Source organism: Streptomyces sp. NBC_00443, assembly GCF_036014175.1.
Taxonomy (GTDB): domain Bacteria; phylum Actinomycetota; class Actinomycetes; order Streptomycetales; family Streptomycetaceae; genus Streptomyces.
This window is the reverse complement of sequence record NZ_CP107917.1, coordinates 7768891-7780782: the sequence shown is the minus strand read 5'-3', so window position 1 is coordinate 7780782 and position 11892 is coordinate 7768891. Positions and strand designations below refer to the sequence as shown.

The 11892-nt window shown below is 71.1% G+C and carries 10 protein-coding genes and 2 pseudogenes; 3 read left to right on the top strand and 9 right to left on the bottom strand.

The features are described from left to right. Positions 1-11 precede the first annotated feature (11 nt). On the bottom strand, positions 12-800 hold the full coding sequence (locus OHO27_RS35435; protein WP_328429026.1) for a carbon-nitrogen hydrolase family protein: 789 nt from the start codon (positions 798-800) through the stop codon (positions 12-14). 316 nt (positions 801-1116) lie between these two features. Between OHO27_RS35435 and OHO27_RS35430 the strand changes: the two genes are divergently transcribed. Further along, positions 1117-1656 (top strand): Repetin, encoded by a 540-nt coding sequence (locus tag OHO27_RS35430; protein WP_328429025.1) that lies wholly within the window; start codon positions 1117-1119, stop codon positions 1654-1656. Here OHO27_RS35430 and OHO27_RS35425 read toward each other — a convergent pair. From OHO27_RS35425 to OHO27_RS35400, 6 genes and pseudogenes are all read right to left on the bottom strand, one after another. Beyond that, positions 1625-2821 carry an MFS transporter gene (locus OHO27_RS35425; protein ID WP_328429024.1) on the bottom strand — a complete coding sequence of 399 codons (1197 nt, stop codon included), beginning with the start codon at positions 2819-2821 and terminating at the stop codon, positions 1625-1627. The two genes, OHO27_RS35430 and OHO27_RS35425, sit on opposite strands and share 32 nt — an antisense overlap. Positions 2822-2941: 120 nt before the next feature. Beyond that, positions 2942-4390, bottom strand: a complete 1449-nt coding sequence (locus OHO27_RS35420; protein WP_328429023.1) for an HAD-IA family hydrolase — start codon at positions 4388-4390, stop codon at positions 2942-2944. A 44-nt stretch (positions 4391-4434) separates the two neighbouring features. Then, on the bottom strand, positions 4435-5517 hold the full coding sequence (locus OHO27_RS35415; RefSeq protein WP_328429022.1) for an ABC transporter ATP-binding protein: 1083 nt from the start codon (positions 5515-5517) through the stop codon (positions 4435-4437). Between the two features lie 3 nt (positions 5518-5520). Then, entirely contained in the window at positions 5521-6333 is an 813-nt protein-coding gene (locus OHO27_RS35410) for an ABC transporter permease (protein WP_328429021.1), read from the bottom strand. Further along, positions 6321-7220, bottom strand: a complete 900-nt coding sequence (locus OHO27_RS35405) for an ABC transporter permease (RefSeq protein WP_328429020.1) — start codon at positions 7218-7220, stop codon at positions 6321-6323. The genes OHO27_RS35410 and OHO27_RS35405 overlap by 13 nt, the downstream gene beginning before the upstream one ends. After that, positions 7217-8373, bottom strand: a pseudogene (locus OHO27_RS35400) (ABC transporter substrate-binding protein). Before OHO27_RS35400 ends, OHO27_RS35405 begins: the two are co-directional and overlap by 4 nt. Before the next feature lie 216 nt (positions 8374-8589). On the opposite strand from OHO27_RS35400, the gene OHO27_RS35395 reads away from it, so the two are divergent. Together OHO27_RS35395 and OHO27_RS35390 are read left to right on the top strand one after the other, a co-directional pair. After that, positions 8590-9330 carry a GntR family transcriptional regulator gene (locus OHO27_RS35395; protein ID WP_328429019.1) on the top strand — a complete coding sequence of 247 codons (741 nt, stop codon included), beginning with the start codon at positions 8590-8592 and terminating at the stop codon, positions 9328-9330. A gap of 75 nt (positions 9331-9405) precedes the next feature. Continuing rightward, positions 9406-9768 carry a hypothetical protein gene (locus OHO27_RS35390; protein ID WP_328429018.1) on the top strand — a complete coding sequence of 121 codons (363 nt, stop codon included), beginning with the start codon at positions 9406-9408 and terminating at the stop codon, positions 9766-9768. A 49-nt stretch (positions 9769-9817) separates the two neighbouring features. Here OHO27_RS35390 and OHO27_RS35385 read toward each other — a convergent pair whose 3' ends face one another. Further along, positions 9818-10270, bottom strand: coding sequence for an Lrp/AsnC family transcriptional regulator (locus OHO27_RS35385; RefSeq protein WP_328429017.1), 453 nt, complete (start codon positions 10268-10270; stop codon positions 9818-9820). A gap of 10 nt (positions 10271-10280) precedes the next feature. Beyond that, positions 10281-11752, bottom strand: a pseudogene (locus tag OHO27_RS35380) (amino acid permease). Positions 11753-11892 lie beyond the last annotated feature (140 nt).

Sequence of the window (11892 nt, the reverse complement as noted above, 5' to 3'; positions counted from 1 at the left end):
GCGGGGGAGGTTCAGACGAGCGACCCGTAGAGGCCGGGGCGGCGGTCGGTCAGATACGGGTTCGCCTCGCGCGAGGCGGCGAGGAATGCGGGGTCGACGTCGGCGAGGACGAGTTCCGCAGCGCGGCCGGCGCGGGTGCGGGCGACCCCGTCGGGGCCGGCGAGGGTGGAGAGGCCGACGAACTCGAACTCCCCTTCCTGGCCGACCCGGTTGACGTACGCGACGTACATCTGGTTCTCGAAGGCGCGCACCGGGATCATCGACTCGGCGACGAACTGGAACGGGTGCATCTGCGCGGTCGGCACGACCAGCAGGTCGGTGCCGGCGAGGGCGTGGGCGCGGACGTTCTCCGGGAACTCGACGTCGTAGCAGATCAGGATGCCGACGCGGAGGCCGTCGATCTCGGCCTGGACGACCTGCTGGTCGCCCGGCGTGAAGTGGTCGCGCTCGAAGCAGCCGAAGAGGTGGGTCTTGCGGTAGCCGGCGAGCCGGGTGCCGTCGGCGGAGATCAGCTGAGCGGAGTTGAAGACGGCGTCGCCGTCCCTCTCGGGATAGCCGTAGGCGACCGCCAGGCCGTGCTGTGTCGCGATCTCGGCGATCGCGTCCGCGCAGTCGCCGTCGGCGGGCTCGGCGAGGCGGGCGATGTCGTCGCCGATCGCGTACCCGGTGAGGAACATCTCCGGCGTGACCAGCAGTCCGGCGCCCGCGGCGGCGGCGCGGCCCGCGGCCTCGTCGAGGACCTTGAGGTTCTCGACGGTCGAGCCGGGGCGGCCGGAGCTCTGGAGCAGGGCGGTGCGCATGCGTGGTCCTCACCGGGCGGAAGGGGTTGGGGGCCATGTAGGGGCCACGTAGACGGTACGGGCGGCCGACAGGGGCGGACAAGAAGGAGCCGTTGCGCGCGTGTGAGCGGTTTGTTGCGTGCTCGAGCGGGTCGGCGGAGATTCGTTGCGCGACCCCGGTCGCAGTCCCGGTCCTCCTGGCAGCGCAGGTCCCGCCGGTCTTCCCCGCCGGACGGCGGAGCCGAGGTCCCGTCCCGGGCGCGATGTACCGCGGGCGCGGCGCCGGGAGAGTGGGGACCGTCCGCTCGACCTGGCTTGACCTGCGGAAAGGACCACGATGAACCACCGTACGAAGATCGTTGTGCTCGGCTGCGCACTCCTGCTCACCGCCGGAGCGGCCTCGGCCGCCACCGCGTCCGACGACGCGCCGCGGCAGCGCGAGGCCGCCGCACTCACCGGCACCGCCAAGTTGTACCGCTCGGCCGGGGACGACATCACGTTCTCGTTCGACGCGCATTTGGCGGCGAAGGACGACGCCGACCCGACCAAGGCCACCGGCACCTTCGAGTTCAGCCACTACCTGAACGGCGAGGGCGCCCGGGCGACGGCGAAGGTCGACTGTCTGCTGACCGGCGGGAAGGTGGCCGTCGTCTCCGGGGTCATCACCTCCTCCGATCTGCCCGGCGCCGAGGGCAAGCGGGTCGGCGTCACCGTCCACGACGTCGGCCGCCACGACCGGCTCGGCTACAGCTGGGCCTCCACGGGCAACCCCGTCGAGACGAAGGAGCTGCCCAAGTGCGTGAGCTCCGCCCCCTTCGAGAAGGTCAAGAAGGGGACGGATGACTTCACGGTCGTGCCGTGGAAGCCCGACTTCTAGCCAGCGCCAGCGCCGTCACCAGGTAGGGAACCGCGAGCACCGCGAAGACCGTGCTGTGCGCGGCGCCCGTGCCGAGCAGTGCGTACACGCCGAACGTGGCCACCGTGGCGAGCTCGGTGCCCAGGCTCGCCACGGAGGTGAGGGTGGCCCGTAGGGACTCGTCGATACGGTGCTGGAGGCGGACGTCGGCGAGCACCTCCGCCAGCTGGAACCCGGCGAAGGCGAGGCTCACCAGGGCGATACCGGCCAGTGAGCGGGCCGCTGCCCCGGCGGCCAGGGCGAGCGCCGCGCCCGCGAGCAGCGCCGCGAGCCCCCTCGTGCCGAGGCGTTCGGCCGGTCCGGTCAGGAGGCTGCCGGCGGTGACGCCCGCCCAGATCAGCATGATCAGGTAGGGCACGGTCGCCTCGGCGAAGCCGATGTCCCGGACCAGCAGCGGGGTGTACTCGTCGAGCCCGCCCCACACCGCGGCCACGGCCGGAATCAGCAGCAGGGCACCACGCACCGAACGGTCCCTGTGGACCTGGGCGAGCCCGGTCCGCAGGGTCGTCGCCCAGCTGTCGCCCCCGGTCTCCGGCCGCACCCGGTGCTCCGGGAACCGGGTCGCGGTGAGGGCGGTCAGGACACAGGCCAGGAAGCTCGCAGCGCCGACGGCCGTGTAGCCGCCCCGGGCGAAGACGGGCCCCGCGAGGCCGATGGAGGCGACTGTGCCCAGCAGCCGCGCGGCCCGGGACCTGCCCATGACCCGCGCATAGCGGTCGGCGGCGCCCAGCCGGTCCAGCTCGTCGTACACCAGCGCCTCCAGCGCACCGGAGCCGAGCGCTCCGCCGGCGCCCCACAGGACGAAGCCGACCGCGAAGGCCCAGTACGACGGGACGGCCACCCACAGTCCGAAGCCGACGGCCGTGAGCAGGGGGCCGATCCACAGCAGCCGACGACGCGACACGGTGTCGGCCCAGGCGCCGGAGGGGACCTCCAGCACGACGGCGGTGATCGACCACAGGGCGAACAGGGAGGAGATCTGCCAGAGCGACATGCCGGTGTCGGCGAACAGCAGCGCGTACACCGGGTAGAGCAGGACGAAGTCGTCGAGGAACGAGTAGCCGTACAGCGTGGTCGTGAGCCGCCGGACACCGGCGGCGGGCACACGCGCAGGTGAGAGTGTCATGAGGCCTTCCCGCAGGGACAGTTCGGACGCCGGAGGTACGGCGGCCGAGGTGGCCCTCGGGAGGCACGGCTGGTGGATCAATGTCGCCAGGTCATGACACCGATGGTAGGCGGCGCGGGCTCACTCGCGCAGGGAGAACGTGGTGATCACGGCCGCGTGGTCGGACGGCCACTCGTTGTGCTCGACGTCCGGCCAGGGGCGCGGGTGACCGCTGACGCAGGTCTCGGAGTCGAGCACGCGCAGACCACGGTGGAGGACGAAGTCGATCCGGTCCTGCGGTTCCGGGCGTCGACTGCCGTCCTCGTGCAGGGGGTGGACCGGCGACCAGGTGTGGCCGGGGTGGGCGATCGGGTCGGGATGCGCCTCGCGGTAGGAGTCCCGCAGCCCCGCCTCCTCGGCCGCCTTGGTCACCGGCCATTCCACGTCCGGCCGGTCCAGGTGGGAGGGGCTGTTGAAGTCGCCGACGAGGACGCAGGGCACGGCGGGGTCGGCCGTCTCCTCGATCCGGTGCAGGGTGTCCCGCATCTGCGCGAGCCGCACCTGCTCGTGGGCGATCAGTTCGGCCGCGCCGAGCCCGTCGAAGGCGGACTCGTACGGGCCGTAGGGCGTGTAGTCGAGGTGGGCCGTCCATACGTCGACCTGCCGGTCCCCGGCCTGGACACGGACCCCGGCCGCCCCGTAGAAGCCGACGTCCGGGTCGCCGAGGGGGGCCGTGATGGGGTACCGGCTGATGATCCCGAGGTTCTCCCCGGCGCGGTGGTGGTACCAGCCGAGTGCTTCGGCGAGTTCTTCGACGGCGGTGCCGTACGTCTCCTGGAGCCCGACCACGTCCACGTCGGCCTCGGCGATGACCTTGAGCTGCTTGGCACGGTGGTCGTGGACCTTGGTGCCGCCGTACCAGAGGTTCCAGCTCATGACGCGGAGCCGGTACGGCAGCAGGGCGCGCAGCCGCTGCGGGGTGACGCCCGTCAGGCCGCCCAGGACGGTCCGGCCGGGCACCGCATCGATCGGGGCGAGCGAGGGCACCGCGAGCACCGTGCAGCCCGCGGCCTCGGCGGAGGCGACGCCTGTCTCGGTGTCCTCGACGGCCACGCAGGCTGCCGGGTCGACGTCGAGGAGGCGGCAGGCGGCGAGGTAGGGGTCGGGGGCGGGCTTGGTGCGGTCGGTGTCGTCAGCGGTGACGGAGACGGCGAAGCGGTCGGCGCCGAGGGCTTCGAGGACGGTGTCGGCGACAGCTCTCGGAGACGCGGTCACCAGAGCCGTCAGTACGCCCTCGCGGGCGAGCGCGTCGAGCAGGTCGAGCGCGCCCGGTCGGGGCACGATGCCGGCGCGGACGCGATCCGCGAACTCCCGGTGCAGCACCTCGGCGAGCGTGTCCGCCGGGGTACCGGTGACACCGGACAGCCAGTCGGCGGTGTGTTCGACGGCCCGGCCGAGCACCTGAGGCTCGTCCGCCTCGGTCAGGGCCCGGCCTGCCACCTGCTCCACCGCCTCCCACCACAGCCGCTCGGTGTCGACGAGCGTGCCGTCCATGTCGAACAAGGCGGCCTGGAGCGGGAGTCGGGTCACGGTTGTCTCTTTCATGCGTGGGGGATCACCAGGTAGTGCGGGAGTCAGCGGTTTCGTTCGGCCACCAGCACCGGCCGTTCCGGCAGCGACACACCGACCGCGGCGCCGGCGCCGAGCGCGGCCGTCTCGTGGGCGGGCAGGTCGGCCTTGACCTCGGTGCCGTCGGCGAGCCGTACGGTCAGCCGGGTGGTGGCGCCGAGGAACGCCGTGGCGACCACGCGCGCGTCGGCCGCGTCGTCGGCGCGCACCGTCACCGCTTCGGGGCGTACCAGCGCGTCGACGTCGGACACCGAGGGCACGTCGCCGTCGACGGGCAGCCGCCGGCCCAGCACCTCGACACCGCCCTCGACGAGCCGGCCCGGAATGCGGCTCATCGTGCCGACGAACTCGGCGACGAAGGCGGTGGCCGGGCGGCCGTACAACTCGGCCGGAGCGGCGCATTGTTCGAGCCGTCCGGAGCGCATGACCGCGACCCGGTCGGCCATGGACAGGGCCTCCTCCTGGTCGTGGGTGACGAACAGCGTGGTGATGCCGAGCTCCCGCTGGAGCCGTCGGATCTCCTCGCGCAGCGTCAGCCGCACCTTGGCGTCGAGCGCCGACAGCGGCTCGTCAAGGAGCAGGACGCGCGGGCGCAGGGCGAGGGCCCGCGCAAGGGCGATGCGCTGCTGCTGGCCGCCGGAGAGCTGGTGCGGGTAGCGCTCGCCCTTGTCGGCGAGGCCGACCAGCTCCAGCAACTCGGCGGCCCGTCCGCGCCGTTCGGCGGTGCGCACCTTGCGCATGCGCAGCCCGAACGCCACGTTGTCGAGGGCGCTCAGATGCGGGAACAGGCTGTACGACTGGAAGACCATCCCGGCGTCCCGGCGATGCGCGGGGATGCCGGTGACGTCCTCGCCGTCCACCAGCACCTCGCCGGAGTCGGGATGCTCGAACCCGGCGAGCATGCGCAGCGCGGTGGTCTTGCCACAGCCGGACGGGCCCAGCAGGGCGAGGAGTTCGCCCGGCCGGACGGTCAGGTCGAGTCCGTCGAGGGCGACGGTGGTGGCGAACTCCCGGCGCAGTCCCCGGAATTCGACGGTGGCGGCCTGCACCGCGGCCCTTTCGGGCGCTGTCTTGTCAAGCACGGTCATGGTTCATCCCCGGGAGGTAGTACGGGTACGGCCGCCGAAGCCGGCGAGTACGAGGAGCAGCGCCCAGGTCACGAGCAGGCTGAGCACGGACACGGCGACGGACAGCTGGGCCTGCGAGCCGCTGACGTTCACGATCCACACGGCGAAGGGCTGGAAGCCGAGCAGCTGAGCCACGGTGAACTCGCCGAGGACCAGGGCGAGGGTGAGGAAGGAGGCGTTGAGCAGGGCGCCGCGCACGTTGGGCAGGACGGCTTGCACCAGGGCCTGCGGCCAGCTCGCCCCGCAGCTGCGGGCGGCCTCCACGAGGGTGGGCACGTCGATGGCGCGCAGCCCGGCGTCCAGGGCCCGGTACACGAACGGCAGTGCCATCACGACGTAGGCGAGGACGAGCACGAACGGGAAGTCGGGGTTCTGGATCGCGACGAACGTCTGGAACAGCGGGGTTCGCGACAGGTGCTCGGGCCCCCACTTCAGCACCGTCCCGATCCCGGCGACGAACGCGATCGGGGGTACGACCAGCGGCAGGGAGCACACGATCTCGACGACCGGCCGCAGCCGGGGCGCGCCGAGCCGCAGCGCGACCATGGCGGGCACCATCAGCAGCAGGACGACGGCGATGGTGGCGAGGGCCAGCTCCAGCGAGAGCAGCAGGCCGGCGGTGAAGCCGTCGGTGGAGAAGATCTGGCCGTAGGCGTCGAAGGTGAGGCCCTGTCCGGGCACGTCGACCGTGAAGACCACCGATGCGGCGAGCGGCACCAGGAAGTACAGTCCGGCGAGGCCGAGCACGCCCCACCGCCACAGGTTCAGGCGAGCCATCGCGCGCTCCGTCGTTGCAGGGGCAGATACACCGCCATGACCAGGCCCGCGACCAGGACCATGTCGAGGCTGAGGGCGAGCGCCACGTTCTCCTGGCCGACCAGGACGTTGCCGGAGAGGGCGTCGGCGATCTGGAGGGTGACCAGCGGGATGGAACTGCCCACCATCGCTGCGGCGGTGGCGTACGCGGCGAAGGCGCTGCCGAAGAGCAGGACGAATCCGCCGAGGAGCGTGGGCAGCAGCACGGGCAGGGCCACATGGCGCCAGTACTGCACGGCCGTGGCGCCGTTGTTCTGCGCGGCCTCGCGCCACTGGGAGCGCAGGCCGTCCAGCGCCGGGGTGATGGTGAGGACCATCAGCGGGATCAGGAAGTACAGGTAGACGAGGACGAGGCCCCAGAAGCTGTAGAGGTCCCAGCCCTTGTCCGTGAGGCCCAGGTGGCGGGTCAGCACACCGGCGTTGCCGAGCGTGGCGACGAAAGCGAAGGCCAGCGGGACGCCGCCGAAGTTGGCGAGCACCCCGGACGCGGTGAGCACGGCCTCGCGCAGGGCGCGGAAGCGGGAGGTCACCACGGCCTGGGCGAGCGGCAGCCCGAGCAGGGCGCCGAGCGCGGCGGAGGCGGCGGACAGCTTGACGCTGCCGAGCAGGGCCGTGAGGTACGCGCCCTGGAGCGAGGCGGTCAGGTTGTCGGCGCTGTACGAAGTCGCCCCCGTGGCCGGGTCCTTGACGGTGAAGGCGCCGTCCAGCATGGCCAGGGCGGGCAGTCCGAAGGCGAGCGCGGTGAAGACGAGCAGCGGGACGACCGCGAGCGAGCCGCCGAGGACACGGCGCCGCCGCTTGCGCGCAGCGGCGGGCGCCGTGTCGACCCGGGTGAGGGTGGCCGTCATCCGGAGACGGCCTTCGCCCAGCCCTGGCCGAGGACCGTCTTGGCCTTCTTCTGCTGCTCCTCGGTCGGGAAGGAGGGCGTGCCGGAGACCTCGGGCAGCTTGGCCGCGGCCGTCTTGTCGAGGGTGCCGGCCTTCTCCATGGCGGTCATCAGGGCCGGTCGGGCGTAGCCCTTCAGCCACAGGTTCTGGCCCTCGGTGCTGTAGAGGTACTCCTGCCACAGGCGGGCGGTCGCGGGGTGCGGGGCGTCCTTGTTGATCGCCTGGGAGTAGTACTGCGAGAACTGGCCGTCGCTCGGCACCGACACCTGCCAGTCGACGCCCTTGGACTTGAACTCCTCGGCGTACCCGGCGTTGAGGTAGTCCCAGTCGATGCTGATGGGCGTCTCGCCCTTCTCGACGGTGGCCGGGGTCGACTCGACGGGCGTGTAGTTGCCGTTCTTCTTCAGCTTGCCGAAGAAGTCGAGGCCGGGCTGGATGTCGTCGAAGGAGCCGCCGTTCGCGAGAGCCGCCGCGTAGACACCGCCGAAGGCCGAGCCGGACTTGGTGGGGTTGCCGTTGAGGGCGACCTGGCCCTTGTACTGCGGCTTCAGCAGGTCGGCGAAGGTCTTCGGGCACTCCTTGACGCGCCCCGCGTCGCACCCGATGGAGATGTAGCCGCCGTAGTCGTTGAACCAGCGGGCCTGCGCGTCCTTCTGGCCCTCGGGGATGTCGGCGAATGCCTCCACCTTGTACGGCGCGAGCAGCCCCTGCTGGGCGGCGCTGATCGCGAAGGAGCTGCCGAGGTCGAGCACGTCGGGGGCGCGGTCCTGCCCTTGCGGGACGTCACGGCGTTGATCTCGTCCTGGCTGGAGCCGTCGGGGTTCTCCACCTCGACCTTGATGCCGTACTTCTTCTGGAAGCCGTCGATGAGGGCGCCGTAGTTGGCCCAGTCGCGGGGCAGCGCGATGGCGTGCAGCGTGCCCTCCTCCTTCGCCGCCTCGACCAGCTTGTCGATGCCGCCGAACTCCTCGGCGGAGGTGGCGGTGGCGGCGCTCTTGCCGTCGGCGGAGGTGGACGCGTTGTCGGGAGCGGCGCCACAGGCGCTGAGGGCGAGCGCGGCGACGACGGCGAGGGCGCCGCTGCGGGCAGCCGTTCTCGGCAGGGAAACGGACACGGTTTCTCCAGGGGACGCGCGAGGGTGGAGGAGGCCCCACGGGGCCAACTTGTCTGAACAAGTTGGCCCTAGTACGCCCGGTCTCGATGTCCCAAAAGTGAACGCCGGTGAAACCCTGACCCCATGATTCATGCACAGTCCCGGCCGGCACGGACCACTGTCGGATCTCGTTTACGCTGGCCACTCTGTGCACAGCAACCGACTCAGAGGGGAAGCATGACGGCGCGACACGAGGAGATCGCCGACGAGCTGCGCCGCGCGATAGACCGCGAGGAGTACACGGTCGGCAGCCTGCTGCCCGCCGAGACGGATCTCGCGGCCCGGTACGGCGTCTCCCGCGGCACAGTCCGGCAGGCCGTTGCCGCACTGACCGCCGAGGGACTCATCGGCTCACGCCAGGGCGCCCGTCGCGTGGTCCTGGCCAGCCGCCGCAGCCAGAGCTTCGCCGAGCTGCGCAGCTTCGCCCAGTGGGCACATGCGATGGGGCGGGAGGCGACCGGCCACGTGGTCGCGCAGGAACACCGACCCGCGACGAAGGAGGACGCGGTACGCCTCCAACTGAGCGCCGGAACACCGGTGTTGCACGTGCTGCGGGTACGCGGCCTGGACGGCGAACCGGTCCTGCTGGAGCGCACGGTCTACGCCGACTGGATCTCCCCGGCCATCGAGGCCATAGAGCCGGACTGCCCCTCCGTCACCCAACGCCTGTACGACGACACGGGGTTGGTCTTCGCCTACGGCGAGCACGTCATCGACGCGGTGTCAGCGGGCGCCCAGGACGCCGAGTTGCTGGGCATCCGCCGCACGAGCCCCTTGCTCCGGGTGCGCCGCGTGACGACGACCCGCGAGGGCCGCCCGGTCGAATGGTCGGACGACCGCTACCGCTCGGACGCGGTGAGCTTCAGCGTGCACAACTCGATCGACAACAACGCCCTCGCCCGCAAGACGGCCGACTGACCCCTCCCCGAACGGCTACCCGCCTCCACCCGCTGGAGGAGGCCCCGCCGTGGGCGGCCGCGCGAGGCTTCCCCCATGGACGCCACCGAGATCCCCGCCCTGCCGTTCGTCGACGAACACACGACGACGGTCGAGGCGAACACCGACGCCGTCTGGCACGAGCTGGACGCCTTGATGAACGGCTCCCGAGGCTTCCGCGTGGCGGTGTCGGTCCCGGGCAAGGAGCTGGCCTACGTGGGCCACCACCCCTTCTCGGCGTACGCCCTGCTCTTCCACCTGGACGAGACGCCCGAGGGCCACACGCATGTGCGGGCCGAGACAAGGGCGAGATTCCCGGGCCGGGCGGGCACCGTCTACCGAGGGCTCGTCATCGGCACCGGCGCCCATGCACTGGTCGTACGGCACATGCTGAAGAAGGTCCGCAGGAACGCCCTGTAGGGGCGCGGGGAACTGCGCGAAAGGCACCCACCGGCCCGCAGCCGAAGAACTACGTGGGCGACCCGGACGAAAACCGCCGCAACAAGGGCGACAACACCAGCACCGACTTGGTCCGCTCCACGAACGGCTCCCCCGCGATCCGCTCGAGGACCCGCTCGAAGTGCCGCATGTCGGAGGCGAACACCTGCACGACCGCGTCCGCGTCACCGGTGACCGTGGACGCCGCCACGACCTCCTGGTACCGCTCCAGCCCCCGCCTGATCGTGTCCGGCGAGGTGTTGTGCCGGCAGTAGATCTCGACGAACCCCTCGGTCTCCCAGCCCAGCGCCGCCGGATCCACCCGTACGGTGAATCCGGTGATCGCTCCGGTGGCGCGCAGCCGGTCCACGCGCCGTTTCACGGCGGGCGCGGACAGGCCGACCAGTTGCCCGATGTCCGCGTAGGAGCGGCGGGCGTCCTCGGCGAGGGCGTGCACGATGCGTTCGTCGAGATCGTTCAGCACTGCGGGTGGTTCACTTCGCTTCTGGTGTCGCAAGACGGGAACGGCGATAGCCGTACACGAAGTAGAACACGAGACCGGCCGCCATCCAGAACCCGAAGACCACCCAGGTCACGGTGTCCAGGCTGAACATGTTGTACGCGCAGAACAGGAAGCCCAGCACCGGCAGCACCGGCCCGAACGGCACCCTGAACGTGCGCTCGAGCTCCGGCCGCCGGTACCGCAGGATGATCACCGCGATGTTGACCAGCGCGAAGGCGAAGAGCGTGCCGATGCTGGTCGCGTCGACGAGCTTGCCCAGCGGGATGAGGGCAGCGAGCGCACCGCAGAAGAGGGACACGATGACCGTGTTGACGCGGGGGCGCCGGTCTTCTTGTGGACCTTGCCGAACGCCTTCGGCACCAGGCCGTCACGGGACATCGCGAACAGGACACGGGTCTGGCCGTAGAGCACGGTGAGCACGACGCTCGCGATGGAGATGACCGCGCCGAGCGCGAGCAGGGTGCCCCAGAAGGACTGGCCGCTGACGTCGTTCATGATCGCGGCGAGGGAGGCACTGGAGCCCTCGAACTTGGTCCAGTGCCAGGCACCGACGGCGACACCCGCGACGAGCACGTACAGCGCGGTCACGATGATCAGCGACAGCATGATGGCCCGCGGCAGGTCCCGCTTGGGGTCCTTGGCCTCCTCACCGGCCGTGGAGGCGGCGTCGAAGCCGATGTACGAGAAGAAGAGCGTGGCACCCGCGGCGCTCACGCCGGCCATGCCGAGCGGCATGAAGTCCTCGTAGTTGCCGGACTTGAAGCCGATGAAGCCGACCGAGCAGAACAGCACCAGCGCGGCGATCTTGACGGCGACCATGATCGTGTTGGCCCGAGCGGACTCACGGACGCCACCGAGCAGGAAGATCATCGCCAGCAGCACGACGATCAGGGCGGGCAGGTTGATGATCCCGCCCTCACCGGGTGCCGAGGACAGCACGGACGGGATGGTGACGCCTATCGTCCCGTCCAGCAGCTCGTTGAGGTACTCGCCCCAGCCGACGGCGACGGCGGCCACCGACACGCCGTACTCCAGCACCAGACACCAGCCGCAGACCCACGCGACCAGCTCACCCATCGTTGCGTACGCATACGAGTACGAGGAGCCCGCGACGGGGATGCTGCCCGCCAGCTCGGCGTACGACAGGGCCGAGAACAACGCCGTGAGACCGGCGATCACAAAGGCCAGGGTGACCGCGGGTCCGGCCTCCGGGACGGCGTCGCCGAGGACGACGAAGATGCCGGTGCCGAGAGTGGCACCGATGCTGATCATGGTCAGCTGCCACATGCCGAGAGAGCGCCGCAGGGACCCTCCCTCACCCTGGCCACCCTCCGCGACCAGGTGTTCCACGGGCTTGCGACGCATGAGGCGCGCGCCGACTCCGAGGGACGCGGGGGCGGCGGTCTGGCTTGGGTTCTGCGGGGGTGCGCCTTGGTCGAGCACGCGCTGGCTCCTTATCGCTGCCGTTCAGGGCGGCAGGGACTGGCGGCACCCCTTCGAGCAGGGACCCACCGAGCGGGGTCCCTGCCACGCCACGTACGAGGCGACAGCCTACGAGGATCGGCGTTGCTGGTGAAATGCAG

Excerpts from the sequence above, each read along its gene's own strand:
- OHO27_RS35390 (WP_328429018.1), top strand. The coding sequence starts at position 9,406 with ATGGACGCCACCGAGATCCCCGCCCTGCCGTTCGTCGACGAACACACG.
- OHO27_RS35415 (WP_328429022.1), bottom strand. The coding sequence starts at position 5,517 with ATGACCGTGCTTGACAAGACAGCGCCCGAAAGGGCCGCGGTGCAGGCC.
- OHO27_RS35430 (WP_328429025.1), top strand. The coding sequence starts at position 1,117 with ATGAACCACCGTACGAAGATCGTTGTGCTCGGCTGCGCACTCCTGCTC.
- OHO27_RS35395 (WP_328429019.1), top strand. The coding sequence starts at position 8,590 with ATGACGGCGCGACACGAGGAGATCGCCGACGAGCTGCGCCGCGCGATA.
- OHO27_RS35435 (WP_328429026.1), bottom strand. The coding sequence starts at position 800 with ATGCGCACCGCCCTGCTCCAGAGCTCCGGCCGCCCCGGCTCGACCGTC.
- OHO27_RS35405 (WP_328429020.1), bottom strand. The coding sequence starts at position 7,220 with ATGACGGCCACCCTCACCCGGGTCGACACGGCGCCCGCCGCTGCGCGC.
- OHO27_RS35425 (WP_328429024.1), bottom strand. The coding sequence starts at position 2,821 with ATGACACTCTCACCTGCGCGTGTGCCCGCCGCCGGTGTCCGGCGGCTC.
- OHO27_RS35410 (WP_328429021.1), bottom strand. The coding sequence starts at position 6,333 with ATGGCTCGCCTGAACCTGTGGCGGTGGGGCGTGCTCGGCCTCGCCGGA.